The 21,256-nt window shown below is 64.0% G+C and carries 21 protein-coding genes; 15 read left to right on the top strand and 6 right to left on the bottom strand.

Annotated features, from left to right (window positions below; all coding sequences use genetic code 11):
- Window positions 1–13: 13 nt before the first annotated feature.
- On the bottom strand, window positions 14–475 hold the full coding sequence (locus AC2EAL_RS04055) for a CopD family protein (protein WP_484722884.1): 462 nt from the start codon (window positions 473–475) through the stop codon (window positions 14–16).
- Window positions 476–888: 413 nt separating this feature from the next.
- Between AC2EAL_RS04055 and AC2EAL_RS04050 the strand changes: the two genes are divergently transcribed.
- The 4 genes from AC2EAL_RS04050 to dnaQ are packed head-to-tail and all read left to right on the top strand — an operon-like array spanning window position 889 to window position 3,647.
- Window positions 889–1,488: a Maf family protein gene (locus AC2EAL_RS04050; protein WP_484722883.1), complete on the top strand. Its 600-nt coding sequence runs from the start codon at window positions 889–891 to the stop codon at window positions 1,486–1,488.
- Window positions 1,485–2,324, top strand: coding sequence for a shikimate dehydrogenase (locus tag AC2EAL_RS04045; RefSeq protein ID WP_484722882.1), 840 nt, complete (start codon window positions 1,485–1,487; stop codon window positions 2,322–2,324). Before AC2EAL_RS04050 ends, AC2EAL_RS04045 begins: the two co-directional genes overlap by 4 nt.
- Window positions 2,321–2,917, top strand: coding sequence for a dephospho-CoA kinase (gene coaE / locus AC2EAL_RS04040; RefSeq protein WP_484722881.1), 597 nt, complete (start codon window positions 2,321–2,323; stop codon window positions 2,915–2,917). The genes AC2EAL_RS04045 and coaE overlap by 4 nt, the downstream gene beginning before the upstream one ends.
- Window positions 2,910–3,647: a DNA polymerase III subunit epsilon gene (gene dnaQ, locus AC2EAL_RS04035; protein ID WP_484722880.1), complete on the top strand. Its 738-nt coding sequence runs from the start codon at window positions 2,910–2,912 to the stop codon at window positions 3,645–3,647. Before coaE ends, dnaQ begins: the two co-directional genes overlap by 8 nt.
- Window positions 3,648–3,745: 98 nt before the next feature.
- Here dnaQ and secB read toward each other — a convergent pair whose 3' ends face one another.
- A complete protein-coding gene (secB, locus tag AC2EAL_RS04030; RefSeq protein WP_484722879.1) occupies window positions 3,746–4,270 on the bottom strand; it encodes a protein-export chaperone SecB in 525 nt (174 codons plus the stop codon).
- 198 nt (window positions 4,271–4,468) lie between these two features.
- Complete coding sequence (locus AC2EAL_RS04025) at window positions 4,469–5,401, bottom strand: LysR family transcriptional regulator (protein WP_484722878.1); 933 nt, start codon at window positions 5,399–5,401, stop codon at window positions 4,469–4,471.
- 164 nt (window positions 5,402–5,565) lie between these two features.
- Here AC2EAL_RS04025 and chvE point away from each other — a divergent pair, with 164 nt between their 5' ends.
- From chvE to AC2EAL_RS03985, 8 genes are all read left to right on the top strand, one after another.
- A complete protein-coding gene (gene chvE / locus AC2EAL_RS04020) occupies window positions 5,566–6,612 on the top strand; it encodes a multiple monosaccharide ABC transporter substrate-binding protein (RefSeq protein WP_484723396.1) in 1,047 nt (348 codons plus the stop codon).
- Window positions 6,613–6,689: 77 nt separating this feature from the next.
- Complete coding sequence (mmsA, locus tag AC2EAL_RS04015; protein WP_484722877.1) at window positions 6,690–8,219, top strand: multiple monosaccharide ABC transporter ATP-binding protein; 1,530 nt, start codon at window positions 6,690–6,692, stop codon at window positions 8,217–8,219.
- On the top strand, window positions 8,219–9,418 hold the full coding sequence (gene mmsB, locus AC2EAL_RS04010; RefSeq protein WP_484722876.1) for a multiple monosaccharide ABC transporter permease: 1,200 nt from the start codon (window positions 8,219–8,221) through the stop codon (window positions 9,416–9,418). Before mmsA ends, mmsB begins: the two co-directional genes overlap by 1 nt.
- Window positions 9,419–9,425: 7 nt before the next feature.
- Window positions 9,426–10,394, top strand: coding sequence for an AraD1 family protein (gene araD1 / locus AC2EAL_RS04005; protein ID WP_484722875.1), 969 nt, complete (start codon window positions 9,426–9,428; stop codon window positions 10,392–10,394).
- A 12-nt stretch (window positions 10,395–10,406) separates the two neighbouring features.
- On the top strand, window positions 10,407–12,152 hold the full coding sequence (gene araD / locus AC2EAL_RS04000; protein WP_484722874.1) for an L-arabinonate dehydratase: 1,746 nt from the start codon (window positions 10,407–10,409) through the stop codon (window positions 12,150–12,152).
- Complete coding sequence (locus tag AC2EAL_RS03995; protein WP_484722873.1) at window positions 12,152–13,072, top strand: Gfo/Idh/MocA family protein; 921 nt, start codon at window positions 12,152–12,154, stop codon at window positions 13,070–13,072. Before araD ends, AC2EAL_RS03995 begins: the two co-directional genes overlap by 1 nt.
- Window positions 13,073–13,113: 41 nt before the next feature.
- Complete coding sequence (locus tag AC2EAL_RS03990; RefSeq protein WP_484722872.1) at window positions 13,114–14,622, top strand: aldehyde dehydrogenase (NADP(+)); 1,509 nt, start codon at window positions 13,114–13,116, stop codon at window positions 14,620–14,622.
- A 2-nt stretch (window positions 14,623–14,624) separates the two neighbouring features.
- Window positions 14,625–15,650: an aldose epimerase family protein gene (locus AC2EAL_RS03985; RefSeq protein ID WP_484722871.1), complete on the top strand. Its 1,026-nt coding sequence runs from the start codon at window positions 14,625–14,627 to the stop codon at window positions 15,648–15,650.
- 1 nt (window position 15,651) lies between these two features.
- On the opposite strand, the gene AC2EAL_RS03980 is transcribed toward AC2EAL_RS03985, so the two are convergent.
- The 3 genes from AC2EAL_RS03980 to AC2EAL_RS03970 all read right to left on the bottom strand — a co-directional run bounded on the left by AC2EAL_RS03980 (window position 15,652) and on the right by AC2EAL_RS03970 (window position 19,083).
- Window positions 15,652–16,350, bottom strand: coding sequence for an SDR family oxidoreductase (locus AC2EAL_RS03980; RefSeq protein WP_484722870.1), 699 nt, complete (start codon window positions 16,348–16,350; stop codon window positions 15,652–15,654).
- 242 nt (window positions 16,351–16,592) lie between these two features.
- Window positions 16,593–17,255 carry a flagellar hook capping FlgD N-terminal domain-containing protein gene (locus tag AC2EAL_RS03975; protein WP_484722869.1) on the bottom strand — a complete coding sequence of 221 codons (663 nt, stop codon included), beginning with the start codon at window positions 17,253–17,255 and terminating at the stop codon, window positions 16,593–16,595.
- Between the two features lie 7 nt (window positions 17,256–17,262).
- Window positions 17,263–19,083: a flagellar hook-length control protein FliK gene (locus AC2EAL_RS03970; RefSeq protein ID WP_484722868.1), complete on the bottom strand. Its 1,821-nt coding sequence runs from the start codon at window positions 19,081–19,083 to the stop codon at window positions 17,263–17,265.
- 149 nt (window positions 19,084–19,232) lie between these two features.
- Between AC2EAL_RS03970 and AC2EAL_RS03965 the strand changes: the two genes are divergently transcribed.
- From AC2EAL_RS03965 to AC2EAL_RS03955, 3 genes are all read left to right on the top strand, one after another.
- Window positions 19,233–19,505 (top strand): rod-binding protein, encoded by a 273-nt coding sequence (locus AC2EAL_RS03965; RefSeq protein WP_484722867.1) that lies wholly within the window; start codon window positions 19,233–19,235, stop codon window positions 19,503–19,505.
- Window positions 19,492–19,803, top strand: a complete 312-nt coding sequence (locus AC2EAL_RS03960; RefSeq protein WP_484722866.1) for a flagellar biosynthesis protein FlgN — start codon at window positions 19,492–19,494, stop codon at window positions 19,801–19,803. The genes AC2EAL_RS03965 and AC2EAL_RS03960 overlap by 14 nt, the downstream gene beginning before the upstream one ends.
- 194 nt (window positions 19,804–19,997) lie before the next feature.
- Window positions 19,998–21,203, top strand: a complete 1,206-nt coding sequence (locus AC2EAL_RS03955) for a flagellin N-terminal helical domain-containing protein (RefSeq protein WP_484722865.1) — start codon at window positions 19,998–20,000, stop codon at window positions 21,201–21,203.
- The last annotated feature ends 53 nt before the right edge of the window (window positions 21,204–21,256 follow it).

Raw genomic sequence — 21,256 nt, 5'->3', positions numbered from 1 at the left:
GCCCGAAAGTCAATCAGTAGCGCAGGATGACCGAGAAGACGATGACCAGCATCAGGATCGTCGGGACCTCGTTCATCAGCCGGTAGGTGCGACCGGTGCGGGTGTTGGTCCCTGCCAGGAACTCTTTCCGGCGCAGGCCCAGCCAGTGGTGGAACCAGGTCATCGCCAGCACGCAGGCGGCCTTGACCCAGGCCCAGGCGAAGGACCAGTCCACCACGCCCGGCGTGAAGACCAGCGCAAGACCGAACACCCAGGTCGCAATCATCGCCGGATTCATGATCCCGCGCAGCAACCGCCGCTCCATCGTCTGGAACATCTTCTCGGTACGACTGCCCGCCTCGACCTGTTCCACGTGGTAGACGAACAACCGCGGCAGGTAGAAGATCCCCGCCATCCAGGAAATGACCGAGACGACATGCAGTGACTTGGTCACCAGGTACCAGTCGGCCAGGAAATCGGTGATCGTCTCAAGCATGTCCCTGTCCCAAGTCCGGCGCGCCAACCTTCTTCTATAAAGAAAGAATGAAAGAAGGAATGTGGATGATGTAGGCCCTGTGGAGGACGGGATTTCTTCGCCAGTCCCCGGATCCGTCCACAGGGAGGGCGCTGGGGAAAAGTTTGGGAAAACTGTTGGCACACAGAGATACTCCGAGAAAAACACTTTAATTCCAGTTACTTAACAAAGAATAACACCGCACACTATCCACAGGAAACCGCCAGCCCCTCCCCCCGCACAACTTCTTCTCCCGTCCTTCGTGACAAACCCGCGCACAGCGGGATATCTCTGTCCCGACAATCCCGGGACGCCCCTTCCGTCCACAGACTCCCCGATGCGCCCGCAATCGCCCCCACCCGGGACCCAGGAACAAACCAAGGATATTCACAACCTTGCCCCAACCCCTCATCCTCGCTTCCACCTCACCCACGCGCCTGCAAATGCTCCGCGCCGCCGGCCTTGACCCCACCCCGATCGCGCCGCGCGTCGACGAAGCCACCATCCGCGATGCCCTGACGGCCGAGGGCGCCTCCCCCCGCGACATCGCCGATGCCCTGGCGGAAATGAAGGCCCGCAAGGTCGCCGAGAAACACCCGACCGCCCTTGTCCTCGGTTGCGACCAGGTCCTCGCGCTGGACCGTGAAACCTTCGCCAAACCCGAAAGCCCCGACCACGCCCGTACCCAGCTGCGCCAACTGAGAGGGAAAACCCACAAACTCCTCTCCGCCGCCGTCGTCTACGAAAACGCCGAACCCGTCTGGCGCCATGTGTCTGAGGCCCGCCTGACCATGCACCCCATTTCCGACGCCTATCTGGACGACTACGTCCAGCGGAACTGGGAAAGCGTCCGCCACTCTGTCGGCTGCTACAAGGTGGAAGAAGAAGGCGTCCGCCTCTTCTCGGCCATCACCGGCGACCATTTCACCATTCTCGGCCTACCGCTTCTCCCGCTGTTGGCATGGATGGGCAACCGGGGCATGATCGCCACATGACCGATCATCCCCGTATCCCGCTTGCCGCCGTTCTGGGTCACCCCATCGCCCACAGCCGCAGCCCCGCCCTGCACGGCTACTGGCTGAAACGCTACAACATCAAGGGCCACTACATCCCCATCGACATCGCCCCTGTCGATCTGCCCCGCCTGATCCGCACTCTGCCGGACCTCGGCTTCGTCGGCTGCAACGTCACTATCCCGCACAAGGAGGCCATCCTCCAGATCGCCGATGTCGTCACCGACCGCGCTGCGCTGATCGGGGCGGCCAACACGCTGATCTTCCGGAAGGACGGCAAGATCCACGCCGACAACACCGACGGCTCCGGCTTCATCGCCAATCTCCGCCAGAACGCCCCCGACTGGAAACCCGCCTCCGGCCCTGCCGTGGTCCTGGGTGCCGGGGGGGCTGCCCGCGCCGTCGTCGCCGCGCTGATCGAGGTCGGGGTCCCCGAAATCCGCCTTGCCAACCGCACCCGCGCCCGCGCGGACGCCATCCGCCAGGACTTCGGCGCCAAAATCCACGTCCACGAATGGGTGCAGGCCCCGAACCTTCTCGACGATGCCGTCACCGTCATCAACACTACCTCGCTCGGCATGACCGGCAAGGCTGAGTTCAGTGTGCCGATGCACCGCCTGAATCCCGGCGCGGTCTGCAACGACCTCGTCTATACGCCACTCAAGACCCAGTTTCTGATCGAGGCCGAGGACCGTGGCGGCATCATCGTTGACGGGCTTGGCATGCTCCTCCACCAGGCCGCCCCAGGCTTTGAGCGCTGGTTCGGTACCCGGCCCGAAATCGACGACGCCACCCGCAAGGCCGTCCTTTCGGCATGAAAAGGCCTTTCGTTCTTGGCCTTACCGGGTCCATCGGGATGGGCAAGTCCACCACGGCCCAGATGTTCGCGGAAGAGGGGCTTCCCGTCTGGGATGCCGACGCCACCGTCCATCGTTTGTATCAGCCCGGCGAACCTGCGGCATTGGCCATCGCCAACCTGTTCCCCGACGCGATGGACCCGGACGGCCGCGTCAACCGCCCCCGCCTGCGCGCGCTTATCAACGAAGACGCCTCGGTGCTTGACCGCCTGAACGCCGCAGTTCACCCGCTTGTTGCGACAGACCGTGCAAGCTTTCTGTCCCACACCCGCGCCCCCATCGTCCTCCTTGACGTGCCGCTCCTCTATGAAATCGGTCTCGACAAGGACTGCGATGCCGTGGCCGTCGTCTCTGCCCCTGCAGAGGTCCAGCGCGAACGCGTCTTGATGCGCGGCATGACCGAGGCGGAACTCCAGATGATCCTTGCCCGCCAGATGCCCGATGTCGAAAAACGCGCCCGGGCGGACTACATCATCCCGACAACCGGCCTTGAAGCGGCCCGGCAAGCCGTGAAAGATGTGCTGGCAGACATCCGGCGGAAACTTGATGCGTGAAATCGTCCTCGATACCGAAACCACCGGCTTTGAACCCGCCGAGGGCCACCGCATCGTCGAAATCGGCGCGGTCGAACTGTTCAACCACCTGCCAACGGGCCGCACCTACCACCAGTACATCAACCCCGAACGCGGCATGCCCGTGGGCGCCTTCGAGGTGCACGGCATCGGCCACGACATTCTGGAAACCCCCGCCCAGCCGGTACCCGGCGGGGTCACCCTGCGCGACAAGCCGGTTTTCGCCCGGGTGGGACAGGCCTTCCTCGATTTCATCGGCGACGCGCAACTGGTGATCCACAACGCCGCCTTCGACATGAAATTCCTGAACTTCGAGCTTGAGCGGATCGGCCTGCCCGGCCTGCCCTATGCGCGGGCCACCGACACGCTGGCCATCGCCAAGACGAAATTCCCCGGCTCGCCCGCCTCGCTCGACGCGCTCTGCCGCCGCTTCGGCATCGACAATTCGATGCGCGAAAAGCACGGCGCGCTTCTGGACAGCGAAATCCTGGCCGAAGTCTATCTGGAGCTGATCGGTGGCCGCCAACCGGACCTTGTCCTTGGGTCTGCCGCTCCGGCCCCGGCACGCAACGCCAGCGGGGAAGCCATCACCTGGCGTCCCCGCCCGCGGCCGGAACCCCTGCCGCCGCGCATCACCGAAGAAGAGCTCGCCGCCCATGCGGCGATGGTGGCCAAGCTGGGCGACGCGGCGATCTGGAAGAAAGACGTCTGACGTCCAAGGAACCGGGTGCTGCCCGTTCCCCAAGCGTCCCCTCTCCCCCAGGGGGAGAGGGTCAGGGTGAGGGGGCGCCGCCCCCCACCCGACAGAGGTCAGTTGACCTTTTCGGTCGGGGCCGCCGCCTGGGCCTGTGCCCGCCGCGCCAGTTCCTGCCGGTACAGCGCCATGAAATCCACCGTGTCCACGTTCAAGGGCGGGAAGCCACCGTCGCGCGTCACGTCCGAGATGATCCGACGCACGAAGGGGAACATCAGGCGGGGGCATTCGATGAGCAGGAACGGATGCAGCTGCTCTTCGGCGACACCTTCGATGTGGAAGGTCGAGCCGTACTCGACCTCCAGCAGGAACAGCACGTCGCCGTTGACCTTGTTCTTCGACGTGACCTTGTACTTGGTGACCACCTCGTACTGGTTGGCCACCGGGCGCTTGCGGGCATCAAGGCTGACCGCGACCTGGATGTCGGGCTGCACTTCGCCGGCGCTCAGGCCCTTCTGAACCACCATGTTCTCGAAGGACATGTCGCGCACGTACTGGGCCAGCACCTGCATCTTGATCTGGGCCGGTGCTTGGGCCGCTTCCGCTGCCGCGCCATTCCCAGCCGGGGTTTCTTCTGCCATGTACGGGTCTCCTTGGACGGATTTGAGGCCTTCTATCAGGTCGGGTGCCGGCCCTCAATGCTGCGGTTATCCTGGACGAAAAAGGCTGCTTTGCGGGGCATTTCCAAGTGTTAATTTTCCGTATACGTCCGCGACCAAGCTACTGAAATCTAAGACATTACCGGAAATGTCCACCGTGGACACTTTCGTGGCCCCCGGTCAGAGGCTGGCCATGATCGCGTCGACCAGCCGCTGGGCAGAGGGGGTCAGCTGCGATCCTGCCCGGGTGACCAGGCTGAAGGGGGCAACGGTCAGGCCCAGGTCGATAGGCAGCGACACGAAGGGCACTGACGGGTTGCCCGACAGGCTGTCCACCACCGGCGTCGCCAGCGGGGCGATGGCGTCGGTCTGGTTCAAGAGAGCCAGCGTGAACAGAAAGGATGAGGTCGAGATGCGGCGGTTCGGGACCGGCATACCAATCTCATCCAGCCGCGCCATCACCGTCTGGGTCAGCAGGGTCTCATCGTCCCCCATGACCCAGTCAAACTGCAAGAGATCCGGAACCGTGATCTCCGGCCGCAACAGAAGCGGATGTCCCCGCCGCACCACCAGCGAAAGCGGCTCGCTGGTCATGACGGTCGACTTCAGCTGACCGTCGCCCGCCGGCGCACGAGCCAGGGCGAAATCCAGCCGCCCCTCCCGCAGCATGTCGCAGAGGGTGATTGACGTGGTGACCGTCACCTCGGCGCGGAAGTCCGGCAAGGACCGCTGCATGGCGGTGAGGGTCGGCAGGATCAGGCTGAGGGCCGGACCCGTCACCGCGCCGACTCGGACGATCCCGGCGCGCCCCGTCGCCGCCTCGGCCACTTCCTGCGCCGCGTCGAACAGTTCCATCTCGATCCGCGCGGCCCGGCGTGCCAGGGCGGCCCCGACATGGGTCAGCCGCAGCCCGCGCCCCTGACGCTCGTGCAGGACAAGGCCCAGCGCGGCCTCCATCTCTGCCAGTAGCCGCGACGCCGCCGGCTGGGCGATTCCAAGCCGCTCTGCCGCCGCCCCCAGTGCGCCCACCTGTTCAAGCTGTGCCAGCAGCCGCAACTGGATCGGCTTCAGCCGACGAAGTTGCGACACCAGGGTCGCGGCGGCCTGATTCATGGCATTTCCGTTATCAATAACTTCCCAAACCCTATTTGACAGGTATGGGTCTTCTGCGCAATGTGCGCGGCATCCGTGAGGAGGTGCCGCGAATGCGGGCTTGATGCGGATGCAAACAAGATATCATCGGGAGGAAACAGATGATTTTGACCCGTCGCGGCCTTATGGCGCTTGCCGGTACTGCCGCCGCACTGTCGGCTCTGCCGGCCTTTGCCCAGGACAAGGGCACCGTTGGCATTGCAATGCCGACCAAGTCGTCCTCGCGCTGGATCTCGGACGGCAACTCGATGGTCGAGCAGTTCACGGCCGCCGGTTACGGCACCGACCTGCAATATGCCGAGGATGACATCCCGACCCAGCTGGCCCAGGTCGAGAACATGATCACCAAGGGCGTGAAGGTCCTGGTCATCGCCGCCATCGACGGCACCACCCTGTCGAACGCGCTGGAGAATGCCGCCGCCGCCGGGATCAAGGTCATCGCCTACGACCGTCTGATCCGGGAATCCGGCGCGGTCGACTACTATGCGACCTTCGACAACTTCAAGGTTGGTGTCCAGCAGGCGGAATCGCTGGTGGCCGGCCTGAAGGAACGCTTCGGCGATGTGAAGCCGTGGAATGTCGAGCTGTTCGGTGGTTCGCCCGACGACAACAACGCCTTCTTCTTCTACAACGGCGCAATGTCCGTCCTGCAGCCGATGATCGACTCGGGCGACATCGTGATCCCGTCGGGCCAGATGGGCATGGACGTGGTCGGCACCCTGCGTTGGGACGGTGCGGTGGCACAGGCCCGGATGGACAACCTCCTGTCCTCGAACTACGGCGACAAGCAGCTGCACGGCGCGCTTTCCCCGTACGACGGGCTGTCCATCGGCATCCTGTCGTCGCTGAAGGGCGTGGGCTACGGCTCGGGCGACCTGAAGATGCCGATCGTCACCGGCCAGGACGCCGAGATCCCCTCGGTCAAGTCGATGATGGCGGGCGAGCAGTATTCGACCGTCTTCAAGGACACCCGTGCGCTGGCTGGCGTGACCGTGAAGATGGTGGATGCGATCCTGCAGGGCGGCGAGCCCGAGATCAACGACACCACCACCTACGACAACGGCGTCAAGGTCGTGCCGTCCTATCTGCTGGAGCCGATCTCGCTTGGCGTCGCCGACATCGAGAAGGTTCTGGTGGAATCCGGCTACTACACCGCGGACCAGCTGAAGTAAGCTGACCCGACCCTGCCCGTCGCGCCCGGAAAGCTCCCCCGGGTGCGGCGGGCATCGGCACGACTTTGGGGAACCACATGCCTGCCCTTCTGGAGATGCGGGAGATCAGCAAGGTCTTCCCAGGCGTACGCGCGCTGGATCGCGTCAACCTGACCGTGGAACAGGGCGAAATCCACGCGATCTGCGGCGAGAACGGCGCAGGAAAATCCACGCTGATGAAAGTGCTTTCGGGCGTCTATCCGAATGGCACCTATGACGGCGACATCCATTATGACGGCCAGGTGCTGCACCTGAAGGGCATCCGCGACAGCGAGGCCAAGGGGATCATCATCATCCACCAGGAGCTTGCCCTGGTACCCCTGCTGTCGATTGCCGAGAACCTGTTCCTGGGCAACGAGGTTGCGCCCAGCGGCGTCATCAACTGGCGACAGACCTTTCAGCGGACCGAGGAATTGCTGGCCAAGGTCGGGCTGAAGGAAGCGCCAACAACGAAGGTCGAAAAGCTGGGCGTCGGCAAGCAGCAGCTGATCGAGATTGCCAAGGCCCTGGCCAAGGACGTGCGGCTTCTGATCCTGGACGAACCGACGGCCGCGCTGCAGGAAAACGACAGCCAGAAGCTGCTGGACCTGATGCTGGAACTGAAGGCGCAGGGCGTCACCCAGATCATCATCAGCCATAAGCTGAACGAGATTTCCCGTGTCGCCGACCGGATCACTGTCATCCGCGACGGCGCCACTGTGTCAACGATGGAGCGACACGAGATTACCGAGGACCGGATCATCCGCGACATGGTCGGCCGCGACATGGCCCACCGTTACCCGGAGCGCACGCCGAAGATCGGTGAGGTGCTTATGGAAGTGCGGGACTGGAACGTCTGGCACCCCGAGCAGGCGGGCCGCCAGGTCATCAAGTCCGCGAGCTTTACCGTCCGCAAGGGTGAGATCGTCGGGATCGCGGGCCTGATGGGAACCGGTCGCACCGAACTGGCGATGAGCCTGTTCGGTCGCAGCTATGGCCGAAACATCAGTGGCGAAGTGCGGATCGGCGGGCGGGAGGTCGACACCTCGACAGTGGCCAAGGCCATCGATGCGGGCTTGTCCTATGTGACCGAGGACCGCAAGGTTCTGGGCCTGGTGCTGGAAGAGCCGATCACCCGCAACATCACCTTGGCGAACCTGGCGGGTGTCGCGATGCGCGGCGTCCTTGACAAGCGGCGCGAGACGCGCGTGGCAGAGGACTACCGCAAGCAGATGTCAATCCGGACCCCCGGGGTCTACCAGAAGGCGGTAAACCTTTCGGGCGGGAACCAGCAGAAGGTGGTGCTGTCCAAGTGGCTGTTCACCGACCCCGAGGTGCTGATCCTCGATGAGCCGACGCGCGGGATCGATGTGGGCGCGAAATTCGAGATCTACGGGATCATGAACCAGCTGGCCGAAATGGGCAAAGGCGTGGTGATGATCTCGTCTGAAATGCCCGAGCTTCTGGGCATGTGCGACCGGATCTACGTCATGAACGAGGGCCGCATCGTGGGCGAGTTGACCCGCGAGCAGGCAAGCCAGGAGGCGATCATGGCGCTGATCCTGAAAGACAGCGGAAAGGCAGCGTGATGGAAGATACCGGGATCAAGGCTCGACTGGGCGGGCACTTGCGGGAAAACGGGATGCTGCTGGCGCTGGTCGCCATCGTGTTCTTCTTCACGGTGATCGTGCGGGCGACGATCGACGTCGACTTCCTGTCGGCGCAAAACATCACCAACCTGTTCCTGCAGAACTCCTACGTCATCATCATGGCGCTGGGGATGCTGCTGGTGATCGTCGCCGGGCATATCGATCTGTCCGTTGGGTCGGTCGCGGCCTTTACCGGCGCGGTTTCGGCGGCACTGACGGTACAGGCAGGCCTGCCGGTCTGGATCGTGATCCCGGCCACGCTGATCGTCGGAGGAATCATCGGCGCGGCGCAGGGCTATTGGATCGCCTTCTGGCGCATTCCGTCCTTTATCGTGACGCTGGCGGGGATGCTGGTCTTCCGTGGCCTGACGCTGTGGCTGTTGGGCGGGCAGAACATTGGCCCATTTCCCAAGGAATTCCAGGCGATGGCGAACGGGTTTGTCCCGGATCTGATGGGCGACTGGGACCAGGCGATGCTGGGGCTGGAGCGGTTGAACGGAACCGCCGTACTGGTCGTGGTCGTCGCCGCGCTGGTGCTGATCTGGCTGGGCCTGCGGGCGCGGGCGCGAGACGCGGAGTTCGGAATTGCTCCGGAACCGAGCGGCCTGTTCTGGGCGCGCAACATCGTCGTCTCGGCCGCGCTGATCTTTGTCGGCTGGAAGCTGGCGCAGTTCCGGGGTTTGCCCAACGTGCTGGTGATCCTGGTGATCCTGACCGTGCTTTATGCGTTCTTCACCGAGAACACGTCCGCCGGGCGCCGCATCTATGCGACCGGGGGGAATGAGAAGGCGGCCAAACTGTCTGGTATCCGCACCAACCGGCTGGTCTTCTGGTGCTTTGTCAACATGGGGGTCCTTGCGGCCCTTGCCGGCATGATCGTGACCGCGCGCCTGAACAGCGCCACGCCAAAGGCCGGGACCGGGTTCGAACTGGACGTGATCGCCGCCGTGTTCATCGGTGGAGCCTCGATGGCGGGCGGGTCCGGCAAGATCGTCGGTGTCGTGGTCGGCGCGCTGATCATGGGCGTGATGAACAACGGCATGTCGATCATGGGCATCGGCATCGACTACCAGCAGGTGATCAAGGGCCTCGTGCTTTTGGCCGCCGTGATCTTTGACGTCTACAACAAGAACAAGTGAGGCCAAGGTGCATCTTTCCACAGTCAAAGGGGCCGGCGTCGTCGTTCGCGAAGGCACCAGCGCGCATGTGTTGCGGAACACTGTCTCGGTCTATGAGTTGGCCATGGCCGCGATACTGGCCGGGCGCAGCCTGAAGGACGAGATCGCAACGCGCGGGCGGGGCGATAGCATCGACTTGTCGCGGGCTGAGTTCGACCTGCCTGTCAGTCACCTTGATCCGGCCCACCTGCATCTGACCGGCACGGGCTTGACCCATCTTGGCTCGGCCTCGGCGCGGGATGCGATGCATGCCAAGCTGCAGGGGGCAGAGACCCTGACCGACAGCATGAAGATGTTCCGCATGGGGCTGGAGGGCGGCCGCCCCGCTGCCGGAGACGTTGGGGCGCAGCCGGAGTGGTTCTACAAAGGCAACGGTTACGCTGCAGTGGCACCCGGTGCCGCACTGGAAGCGCCGGGCTTTGCCGAAGACGGCGGCGAAGAGCCCGAGATCGTTGGCATCTACCTGATCGGCCCTGACGGAACCCCGCACCGGATCGGCTGGGCGCTGGGCAACGAATTCTCCGACCATGTGACGGAACGGGTCAACTACCTGTGGCTCGCCCATTCCAAGCTGCGCGTTGCGTCCTATGGGCCGGAAATCCTGGTGGGTGACCTGCCGGCCGATGTGCGCGGCCATTCCCGCATCCTGCGCGACGGCAAGACCCTGTGGGAAAAGCCGTTCCTGAGCGGTGAGGCCAACATGTCCCACACGCTGGCGAACCTGGAACACCACCACTTCAAGTATTCCATTTTCCGCCAGCCAGGCGATCTGCATGTCCACTATTTCGGCACCGCCACCCTGTCCTTCGCCGACGGCATCAAGACGCAGGCCGGAGACACGTTCGAGATCGAGGTCGCCGATTTCGGGCAGCCGCTCCGCAATACCCTGACTTTCGCCCCGAAGGCGCCGGGCGCGACCAAAGTTCACCCCCTGTAAAGAGGCCAGCCGATGTCCAAGTTCAAGCCTGCCCCGTGGCCCCGCAAGCTTCGCAGCCAGGAATGGTTCGCCGGCACCTCGAAGGATGCGATCTACCACCGCAGCTGGATGAAGAACCAGGGCCTGCCCGCCGACCTGTTCGACGGTCGCCCGGTGATCGGCATTCTCGACACCTTCTCTGAACTCAACCCCTGCAACGCGCATTCCCGTGACCTGGCCGAGCGGGTGAAGCACGGCGTGTATGAGGCGGGCGGCTTCCCCGTCATCGTGCCGGTCTTCTCCGTTTCGGAATCCGGCTTCCGCCCGACCGCGATGATGTTCCGCAACCTCGCCGCTATGGCGGTCGAGGAAACCATCCGCGGCCAGCAGATGGACGGCGTTGTCTGCATCGTCGGCTGCGACAAGACCACGCCCTCGCTTCTGATGGGCGCGGCCTCGGTCGACCTGCCGACGATCATGGTCTCGGGCGGGCCGATGCTGAACGGCTACTACAAGGGCGAACGTGTTGGGTCCGGCACCCACCTCTGGAAGTTCTCCGAGGCCGTCAAAGCCGGTGAGATGACCGCCGAGGAATTCGTCGAGGCCGAGGCGTCGATGTCCCGCTCCCCCGGGTCCTGCAACACGATGGGCACGGCGTCGACGATGGCGAGCATGGCCGAGGCGCTGGGCATGACCCTCTCCGGCAACGCCGCTATCCCCGCCGTGGACTCGCGCCGCCGCGTCATGGCGCACCTCACTGGTCGCCGCATCGTCCAGATGGTGAAGGACGACCTGAAGCCGTCCGACATCCTGACGCGCGAAGCCTTCCAGAACGCCATCCGCACCAATGCGGCCATCGGCGGATCGACCAACGCGGTGATCCACCTCCTTGCCATCGCGGGTCGTTGCGGCATTGACCTGACGCTGAACGACTGGGACGCATGGGGCAAGGACGTGCCCACGATCGTCAACCTGATGCCGTCGGGCAAATACCTGATGGAGGAATTCTTCTACGCCGGCGGCATCCCCGCCGTGATCAAGCGACTGGGCGAGGCAGGCCTTCTGAACAAGGACGCGCTCACCGTATCCGGCGGCGCGATCTGGGATGAGGTCAAGGACGTGAAGTCGCACAACGACGACGTGATCCTGCCGACCGAAAAGGCGCTGACCCAATCCGGCGGCATCGTCGTCGTGAAGGGCAACCTCGCCCCCGATGGCGCGGTCCTGAAACCCTCGGCGGCAACGCCCGCATTGATGCAGCATCGGGGCAGGGCGGTCGTGTTCGAGGATATCGACGACTACAAGGCCCGGATCGAGGACGAGGCGCTGGATATTGATGAGTCCTGCGTCATGGTCCTGAAGAACTGCGGCCCGCGCGGATACCCGGGGATGGCTGAGGTCGGGAACATGGGTCTGCCGCCCAAGGTCCTGCGCAAGGGCATCACCGACATGGTCCGCATTTCTGACGCCCGCATGTCCGGCACAGCCTATGGCACCGTGGTTCTGCACACCAGCCCCGAAGCCGCCCGCGGTGGCCCGCTGGCCGTGGTCCGATCCGGCGACTTCATCGAGTTGGACGTGGCCAACCGCCGCCTGCACCTCGACATCTCGGACGAGGAGCTGAAGGCCCGCCTCGCCGCGTGGAAACCTGCCGTTGAACCGCCGGGATCGGGCTATGCGAAGCTGTACCACGACCACGTGCAGGGTGCGGACAAGGGCGCCGACATGGACTTCCTTGTTGGCTGCCGCGGCAACGCCGTCGCGCGGGAGAGCCACTGATGGCCAAGATTAAGGTGGCTCTGGTCGGCATTGGCAAGATCGCGCTTGACCAGCATGTGCCTGCCATCGCCGCCAGCCCGGATTGGGAGCTGGCGGCGACGGTCAGCCGCAAGGGGCAAGTCGCGGGGGTTGAGGCCTTCACCGACTTTGCCACCTTCCTGGCCGCACGGCCGGATGTGCCGGTCGTCTCGCTGTGCCTGCCGCCGGTGCCGCGCTTTGACTATGCGGAAGCGGCGCTGAAGGCCGGGCGGCATGTCATGCTGGAAAAGCCCCCTGGCGCGACATTAGCGGAAGTGCATCAGCTGCAGGCGCTGGCGGGTGATCGCGGCCTGTCGCTGTACGCGACATGGCACAGCCGGATGGCGCATGCCGTGGCTCCGGCAAAGGCCTGGCTGGCGGACAAGGCGGTGAAGTCGGCACATATCACTTGGCGCGAGGATGTGCGGAAGTGGCATCCAGGTCAGGATTGGGTGTTCGAACCGGGCGGGATGGGTGTGTTCGACCCGGGCATCAATGCGCTGTCGATCCTGACCGAGATCTTGCCGTCCCCGGTCCATTTGACTTCAGCAGAGCTTGAGTTTCCTGAGAACTGCCAAACCCCTATCGCGGCGAAGCTGGCATTCAGCAACAAGGTCACCGCCGATTTCGATTGGCGACAAGAAGGTCCGCAGACCTGGGACATCGTCGTCAGCACCGACAAGGGTGACCTAGCGCTGCGCATGGGCGGCAATGTGCTCGAGATCGATGGCAAACCGGCGGGCGGCGAGAATTCGATCATGGGTGAGTATCCCTCGCTTTACGCCCGCATGGCCAAACTTGTCCGCAACCGCGCTTCGGATGTCGATCTTGCGCCGATGGTGCATGTCGCGGATGCGCTGACCCTGGGGCGCCGTAAGACCACGGCGGCGTTTCATTTCTAGACCGCGCCGACATCAGGCGGACTGTACAAGAAAGGCACCTCATGCTGACCGGAAAACATCTGATCGCGGGCGACTGGGTCGGGTCTGCGCAAAGCTTCATGTCCTCGCCTGCCCATGGACCCGTGCGCAGCTTTGCCGCTGGTTCGCCGTCCCATGTCGAAACGGCCTGCGAGGCAGCCGAGGCGGCCTTTCCCGAGTATTCAACCATGGGGAGGGTCGAGCGCGCCGAGTTCCTGAACCGGATCGCGGACGAGATCGATGCAAGAGGTTCCGAGATCACAGAGATCGGCACCCAGGAAACCGGTCTGCCTGCAGGGCGTCTGGAAGGCGAGCGCGGGCGGACGGTCGGGCAGCTGCGCCTGTTTGCAACCCATATCCTGTCGGATGGCTGGCTAGACCGGCGCCATGACCCGGCACTTCCAGACCGCCAGCCTGCCCCACGCCCGGACCTGAAGCTCATCCAGCGCCCGGTTGGCCCGGTCGCGGTATTCGGAGCGTCAAACTTCCCGCTCGCCTTTTCGGTCGCCGGGGGGGACACTGCCTCGGCCCTCGCGGCTGGATGTCCGGTGGTGGTGAAGGGGCACTCTGCCCATCCCGGGACCGGAGAGATCGTCGCCCAGGCCATCCATGCGGCAGTGAAGGGCACGGGTGTTCCGGCAGGAACGTTCAGCCTGGTGCAGGGCGGCAAGCGCGATGTCGGCGAAGCACTGGTGCAGAACCCGTTCATCAAGGCGGTCGGCTTTACCGGGTCGCTGGCTGGCGGGCGAGCGCTGTTCAACCTGTGCGCCGCCCGCCCTGAGCCGATTCCGTTCTTTGGTGAACTGGGCTCGGTGAACCCGATGTTCCTGCTTCCGGCGGCACTGGCCGCGCGGGGGGAAGCCATCGCCAAGGGCTGGGCCGGCTCGCTGACCCTGGGCGCTGGCCAGTTCTGCACCAATCCCGGGATTGCTGTGGTGATCGACGGTCCCGACGCGGATGCCTTTGTCGAGGCGGCGAAGGCGGCTGTCGGCGCGGTCGGTCCGCAGACCATGCTGACCGATGGCATTGCGGATGCGTTCCGCTCGGGCCGCGATCGCGTCGCCAAGGGCGGTGGTGTCCGGTCCGTGCTGAACGGAGCCTGCGAACGGCGGACGGCCGCGCCCAGTCTCTTCGAAGTCTCCGGAGCGGACTGGTTGGCCGATCACAATCTTTCGGAAGAGGTCTTTGGTCCGCTGGGTCTGATCGTGCGGGTGCGTCATGCCGCTGAGATGCAGGCCGTAGCCCGCAGCCTTGTGGGGCAATTGACCTGCACGTTGCACCTTGATGCCAGCGACATGGACCTTGCCCGGCTCTTGATGCCTGTGCTGGAGCGCAAGGCTGGCCGGATCCTCGCCAATGGCTTTCCGACCGGGGTCGAGGTCGTTGACGCGCAGGTCCATGGCGGACCCTATCCGGCGTCGACCAACTTTGGCGCGACCTCGGTCGGCACGCTTTCGATCCGCCGCTGGTTGCGGCCGGTGGCGTACCAGAACGTGCCAGATGCCCTTTTGCCGCAAACCTGGTCGGCGTGACGATGGCTGGCCTTGTCTCAGTCGGCCAACTTGGCGGCACGGATGTACACCGGATCACCCTGAGCGGGCAGGATGGGCTGCGGGCCGCGATCCTGACCAACGGCGCAAGGCTGGCAGAGCTGTGGGTTCCCGACCGCAAGGGCGCTTTGGCAGACATCGTCCTGGGCTTTGACAAGCTGACGGACTGGCAGGATCAGGGTGGCTATCTGGGCGCGACCTGTGGGCGCTATTCCAATCGGGTCGCCGATGGGCAGTTCATCCTGGATGGTCGCGTGATCCAGCTGGACTGCAACGAAGGCCAGCAGCACCTGCATGGCGGCCGGTCGGGTCTGGACACCAAGCTCTGGCAGATCGAGGACCATTCGGACAAACATGTGACCCTAGCAACCCAGTCGCCCGCAGGAGAGATGGGTTACCCAGGGGCGATGACGGCGCGGGTGACCTATCGGGTCGCAGGTCTGGGGCTGACTATCGAGATGGAAGCCCGGAGCGATGCGCCGACGGTCGTCAATCTGGTCAACCATGCCTATTTCAATCTGGCCGGGCACGGCTCTGGCGATGTCCTGGGGCAAAGCCTGCAGGTCGACGCGGCCTACTACCTTCCGGTGGATGAACGGCTGATCCCGACGGGTGAAGTCCGGCAGGTCGCGGGGACGCCGTTCGATTTTCGTGTCTCGCGGACGATTGGCGCGGACATGCCGGGACCGGGCGGCTTTGACCACAACCTCTGCCTGTCCTCGCCCACGGACGCCGCGGGCTTGCGGCCCTGTCTTCGAGCCGAAGACCCGATCTCCGGCCGTCGGATGCAGGTCTCGACCACCGAGCCCGGCCTGCAGCTGTACACCGGCGCGCATTTCGACGGGACGCCCGGCAAGGCGGGGGCACGATATCCGCGCTTTGCCGGATTTGCGGCGGAAACCCAACGCTTCCCGAACTCTCCCAACAGCCCGCACTTCCCGTCGGCGCGTCTGGAGCCCGGTCAGGTCTACCGGCATGTCATGAAGTTCGACTTCACCCCTGCTGGATAGGCTAGACCGAACGGGTCAGGCCGCCATCGACCCGCAGGGTCTGGCCGGTGATATAGCTGCTGTCGTCCGACAGAAGGAACGCTGCGGCCTTGGCCTGTTCCTTGACAGTCCCGATCCGCTTCAAGGCGGCAAGCTCACCGTACTTTGCAACATCGAGGCTGTCGGTGAAGCCAGGGGCAAGGCAGTTCATTCGGATGTTGGCCGGACCGTAGCGGTCGGAATAAAGTTTGGTGAAGGTCGAGACGGCCGCGCGATAGGTGCAGGACGCCGGGAACCACAAGGACGGCTCATGGCTGGCGTAAGTGGTGACGTTCACGATGGACCCGGACTTCTGGGTTTCCATCACCGGGGTGACAAGGCGTGCCATCCGGATCACCGAGGTCAGGATCATGTCGTGTGCAAGGTCCCAGCCTTCGTCGGGGATCGACAAGAGATCGCCCTTCGGCGGATGGCCGGTATGGTTCAGCACGGCATCGATCCGGCCATAGGTGGACAGGGCAAGGTCGACCACGGCCTTCAGGTCTTCGCCATTCTGTGCAACGCCGCGATGGGCGACGCCACCGAGTTCGGCCGCAAGCGCTTCGCAGCTTTCCGAAGGAGACATCAGCACCAGGGCGTAGCCGCGATCGTGCATTTCGCGCGCAACAGCGGCCCCGATCCCGCGTCCGCCACCGGTAACCAGACAGACCTTGCTTGCCATTTCACGATCCTTTCCATCGGTGGGCCCTACGGGCGTTCAGGCCAATGGGCCAACCTGCGCCCAAGCGCGCTGAAAAGGCCGATGCCCGTGCACAAAACCGATACGAACTACACTGCGGCAGGTTCTTGCGCGCGGGCGCCGGTCTGGCACCCAACCCAATTGACGGCGCGGTATGCCTGCACAGCGAATGTTGTCAGACCCGCAGTCAAGCCGCAAGGCAGGTGACAACAGGAAAGACCTCGTCAGTCAGTGGGGCTCCGCAGGGCGGTCACCCGCGTGGCTGGAACCTCGATACCGCCTTCCAGAACGAGGGTCGTGCCCGAACCACCCGTCTTCGCCTCGACCACGCGCGCGTAGTGCTCTACCGGTGTTGTCGTGATCAGGGTTTCCCCGTTCAGGCTTTCCAGCTGGATCGAGTAGTTGCCCGGCGGCAGCGGCGATCCGTCCATGCCGCCACCAAGCCACTGGTAGGGCTCAGAGCTGACCGGAATCTCTTCGCGCGACACCAGGTTGCCGGCGCTGTCGCGGACGGCCAGCACCGCGCGGTTCGATCCGACAGCCGGGTTCACGGTGAGGGTGACGGGCTGCCCGTCGTACCGGACCGGGGCGTCGGATCTGGCTTCCTTGCCGATCCAGGTGGCCATTTCCGCCAGCCCCAACTGCTGGAACCGGCCCTGAAGATCAGCCAAAAGCTGGTTCGTGCGCACCTGCTGTTCCACCCCGGAGAAGGTGGCAAGCTGAACCGCATAGTCTGCGGAATCGATCGGATTCAGCGGATCCTGGTTCTGCATCTGCACGGTCAGCATGCGCAGGAAGGTATTGAAGTCCGAAGTGATCTTCGACGGGGCTGCTGCACTGTTGGCAGGGGAGGTGCTCATCGTCGTGGTGGCGGAAGTGACGTCCATCATTGCCTCACAGTCTGAGATCGAGAGAAGCCCCAAGGGCATGCGGGCGGGCGGTTTCGACGGGTCCGATCTCTTCGAACGGACTTCCCGGACCTGCGGAAGTTGATTCCCTTCTGTGCCCGGATCCGTTGTCCTGAGTGTTCTGGCCAAAGCTGATGTCGGCCCCCGAATACCCTGCATTTCTGATCGCTTCGGCCAAGTCGCTGGCATGACGGCGGAACAGGTCAAGGGTTTCGGGACGCTCAACACTGATCAGGATCACCATTCGATCGGGGTTCGCGGAATCCGGCTCCATCCGAAGCCTGACCTTTCCCAACTCCTCCGGCGCCAGCGCAAGCTCGGACATGTTCATATCGTTGCGGACCAGAACGCTTGCGATCTGCGAGGCGATGTACGGAACCGGGAACTGCGGGGTGACGACGGTGGCGGTTGGTGACCCTGGCGAAGGTCCGCCAGACAGGAAGGGAACAGAGGAGAGGGAAAGCTCAGGTCGCTGATCAGGTTGGGAAAGTTCGCCCTGCCAGTCAGCGAAGACGAGCTGTGGCAGTGCTTTCGACAGGATATCGCCAAGCAATTGCCTGGACCAGGCCGCCGCCTTCGACAAGGTCGGGCCGGTCGGTACCGCTGCGTGCGGTTCGACGACTGATGTCTCTTGGGCGATCACATGCTCCCGCTCCGGTTCAGAAAGCGGTCTTGCCGCAAGGGCGATCAGGGCGGCTGCAGGGGGTGGAACAGTCCCATTCGACACAGTGTCGGATGGAGAGCGTGATCCGGTCGGCGCGGACGCCGATCCTTCGGCGAAGAAGCGTTCCCAGAAACTGACGACGCGCGGGTGAGGGTCGGCTTCCATATCGGCAGGTGGAGTATCGGACGGATCGACAGCGGCCGGGTCCGGCACAGACTGATCCATCGCTGTGACGGCATCCAACCTCGCAAGCACGGGCTCGACCGGCCCGGGCAAATCCTGCCTGACCGGATGTTGCGACGATACTGTTGCCTGCCAGGTTTGCTCAGGAACATCTGGCTCAACCCGGACTGCTTTGCCCGGCAGGGCGGCAATTGCGGCATTCGCACGTTCTGCCCGCTTAACGGTCCCAATTCCGCGATCCATCGCCCAATCGGAGTTGCCTTGCGGATGATCTGCACTAGCAGCCGGCCCACCTTTCCCGGTCGATTGGTCGGCGGATTCCACAGTGGCGAGAGCAATGTCTGATGCATTCTTCGCAGGGACAGCAGCCACCGGCCTGACGGATTCGACCGAAGCCACCTTCTGCATGGCTTCAGACGAAACAGAGAGAGGCCCAACCGTCGGATCCGGACTCGGCGGAACCATTGCGGCGGACGGCACCTCAAACGACGTCGCTGAATAGGATGGCTCCGAAGGGGCCTGGATCATTCCAGCCGATGGTCCGACAGCAACCGGCACGCCCGCCGTCAGGTTGAGTTCGGTATCCGGCGACGGGAATGTTGAGCCGACCTGCGGCGAAGTCGGCGAAGAGTTTTCAGAAGCGGGTGGCTGATGAACCGAAGGTTCGGACACTGGACCAACAACAGTAGCCGAAGGCGCCAAACCGCTGAAATCGGCCACCGCGCCTTCCGACAAGAGAAGATCGGTATCCAGCGCCGAAGCGATCTCGGCCGAAGCGGACGCTGGTGGCGTAGCTAGGAAAAGCCCGCCCCAGGCCAACGGCGAAATTACCCCGATACCAGTGCCGTCATCCGACTTCGCGACCGGTTCAGATGACGACACGACATCGACAAACGTTTCACCAAACGAACCGTCTCCGACTTCGGTCGGGGACACGGCCGGGCTGACGGCCTCAGTCAAGGGTGCAATTGGCAACAGGGCTGCAAGAGGGTTCTGCATGGTTCCACGACTTCTGCCGCTACATCCCAAACTTATCCGGGGCAGAAGTTACCCAATCTTTACCCGCTTGCCGGATGGTTCCTGAAAATACGACCTATCGGGAGCATGACATGGACCTTTCCCCAATCACGACCGTCCCGCCCACGCGGCAACAGCAGCTCATGGTCAAGGCGCAAGAGCTGGAGGCGACGTTTCTTTCAGAGATGCTGGCACATTCGGGCCTGTCCGAGATGGAGGGCGCCTTCAGCGGCGGGCAGGGCGAGGCCCAGTTTACCTCGTTCCTGCGCCAGGAGCAGGCAAAGCAGATCGTACAAAGCGGTGGGCTCGGGCTGGCCGAGCTGATCTTCAACTCCATGACCGAGGCCGAAAATGCAGCACCTTGAAGCTCTACTAGATTCGGCGGCGGCCGCCTTGATTGCGGGAGATTTCGACGCGCTTGCCCGCCTGACGCCGCAGATCGAATCGCTGGAGCTCGTCCCGCCCGACCGCAAGACTGCCGAGATCCTGCAGGCCAAGGCGCTTAGAAACGCGCGGCTGCTGGATGCCGCGTCGCGCGGACTGAAGGCCGCAAAGCATCGCCTGGCGGAAGTCACCCGCGGTCCCACGCTTACCACCTATGACGCGCGCGGGCAGAAAGCGCAGATCAATCCACTGGCGAACGGCGCTGTCCGACGCGCGTGAAGTCATTCAAATTCGGCGCAGTTGGTCGGCGGGCATTAGGAATTGGTTAGGGGCTTTGCGGCCTGATGGGTCTCGCGCCTCATGACGGGGCGGCGCTTCCCGGATCCCGGGGAGCATGGACAGAATGCCCCTTCCGCCACGCCTTGTGGCTTCTCCGGCCGTGAAACCTGCGGCCTTTTGTGAAGGACTGAATAATGTCGTCGATCCTGACCAATACCAGCGCGATGGTTGCCCTGCAGACGATGAAGGGCATCAACGCCAACCTCAACAAGACCCAGGCCGATATCTCGACTGGCAAGACCGTGGCCAGCGCCAAGGACAACGCCGCCGTCTGGGCCATCTCGAAGGTGATGGAGTCCGACGTCGAGGGCTTCAAGGGCATCTCGGACAGCCTCTCTGTCGGCTCTGCCACCCTGACCGTGGCGCGCAACGCCTCGGAAACCGTCAGCAAGCTTCTGACGGAAATGAAGGGCAAGATCGTTGCCGCCCAGGCCGAAAACGTCGACCGCAGCAAGATCCAGACCGACATCGACGCGCTGACCGGTCAGATCGAATCCGTCGTCGGGGCCGCGCAGTTCAACGGCCTGAACCTTGTCGATGGATCGCAGACCCAGGTCAACGTGCTGGCCTCGCTGGACCGCAGCCAGACCGGCGTGACCTCGTCCAACATCACCGTCGGTGCCCAGAACCTGTCCACCAACGCGGGCGCGGCGCTGACCGCCGGCGGCGGTACGCTCTCGGCCGCGAACGTGGTCACCGGCACGCCGGTCACCCTGAACGGCTTCACGCTGCAGGGTGGGGCCGGGGCACTTGCCGCCAACGCTCCGACCGCCGCTCCCGCCACGCTGACGGGCATCATTGCCGGCGACAAGATCACGCTCAACATCGGGTCGGTCGCGGGCAGTTACGTGGTGCAGCAAGGCGATACCGCCGACTCGCTGGTGTCCGGCCTGAAGAACTCGCTGACCGAAAACGGCCTGTCGGACAGCGACTTCACCCTGTCGCTTGCGACTGGCGCGCTGACCGTTGCGAACAACACCAACCAGTCGGCCGCGATCTCGGTCGGTACCACGCGCGGCACCGGCGGCCTGGCCGGGCTTAACAGCATCGATGTGGTCAACCAGCCTGCCAACGCGCTGAATGCGATTGAAGGCATGCTGCAGACCTCGATCGACGCTGCGGCTGCCTTCGGTTCCTCACAGAAGCGCATCGACATCCAGAACGAGTTCGTCAGCAACCTGTCTGACTCGCTCAAGACCGGCATCGGCGTCATGGTCGACACCGACATGGAGGAAGCCTCGGCCCGGCTGCAGGCGCTGCAGGTGCAGCAGCAGCTTGCGACCCAGGCGCTGTCGATCGCCAACCAGCAGCCGCAGGGTCTGCTGTCTCTGTTCCGCTAAGCACTACCGGGCCGCGGGGATGATCCTCGCGGCCCACCCCACCCCTTCGCTTT

Source organism: Tabrizicola sp. T74, assembly GCF_057219935.1.
The sequence above is the reverse complement of the archived record's forward strand: the minus strand, read 5'-3'. Positions and strand labels throughout refer to the sequence as shown.

Bases quoted from the DNA above. Each gene is read 5' to 3' on its own strand.
- AC2EAL_RS04055 (WP_484722884.1), bottom strand. From the start codon at position 475: ATGCTTGAGACGATCACCGATTTCCTGGCCGACTGGTACCTGGTGACC.
- AC2EAL_RS04045 (WP_484722882.1), top strand. From the start codon at position 1,485: ATGACCGATCATCCCCGTATCCCGCTTGCCGCCGTTCTGGGTCACCCC.
- coaE (WP_484722881.1), top strand. From the start codon at position 2,321: ATGAAAAGGCCTTTCGTTCTTGGCCTTACCGGGTCCATCGGGATGGGC.
- dnaQ (WP_484722880.1), top strand. From the start codon at position 2,910: ATGCGTGAAATCGTCCTCGATACCGAAACCACCGGCTTTGAACCCGCC.
- secB (WP_484722879.1), bottom strand. From the start codon at position 4,270: ATGGCAGAAGAAACCCCGGCTGGGAATGGCGCGGCAGCGGAAGCGGCC.
- AC2EAL_RS04025 (WP_484722878.1), bottom strand. From the start codon at position 5,401: ATGAATCAGGCCGCCGCGACCCTGGTGTCGCAACTTCGTCGGCTGAAG.
- chvE (WP_484723396.1), top strand. From the start codon at position 5,566: ATGGCGCTTGCCGGTACTGCCGCCGCACTGTCGGCTCTGCCGGCCTTT.
- mmsA (WP_484722877.1), top strand. From the start codon at position 6,690: ATGCCTGCCCTTCTGGAGATGCGGGAGATCAGCAAGGTCTTCCCAGGC.
- mmsB (WP_484722876.1), top strand. From the start codon at position 8,219: ATGGAAGATACCGGGATCAAGGCTCGACTGGGCGGGCACTTGCGGGAA.
- araD (WP_484722874.1), top strand. From the start codon at position 10,407: ATGTCCAAGTTCAAGCCTGCCCCGTGGCCCCGCAAGCTTCGCAGCCAG.
- AC2EAL_RS03995 (WP_484722873.1), top strand. From the start codon at position 12,152: ATGGCCAAGATTAAGGTGGCTCTGGTCGGCATTGGCAAGATCGCGCTT.
- AC2EAL_RS03990 (WP_484722872.1), top strand. From the start codon at position 13,114: ATGCTGACCGGAAAACATCTGATCGCGGGCGACTGGGTCGGGTCTGCG.
- AC2EAL_RS03985 (WP_484722871.1), top strand. From the start codon at position 14,625: ATGGCTGGCCTTGTCTCAGTCGGCCAACTTGGCGGCACGGATGTACAC.
- AC2EAL_RS03980 (WP_484722870.1), bottom strand. From the start codon at position 16,350: ATGGCAAGCAAGGTCTGTCTGGTTACCGGTGGCGGACGCGGGATCGGG.
- AC2EAL_RS03975 (WP_484722869.1), bottom strand. From the start codon at position 17,255: ATGGACGTCACTTCCGCCACCACGACGATGAGCACCTCCCCTGCCAAC.
- AC2EAL_RS03965 (WP_484722867.1), top strand. From the start codon at position 19,233: ATGGACCTTTCCCCAATCACGACCGTCCCGCCCACGCGGCAACAGCAG.
- AC2EAL_RS03960 (WP_484722866.1), top strand. From the start codon at position 19,492: ATGCAGCACCTTGAAGCTCTACTAGATTCGGCGGCGGCCGCCTTGATT.
- AC2EAL_RS03955 (WP_484722865.1), top strand. From the start codon at position 19,998: ATGTCGTCGATCCTGACCAATACCAGCGCGATGGTTGCCCTGCAGACG.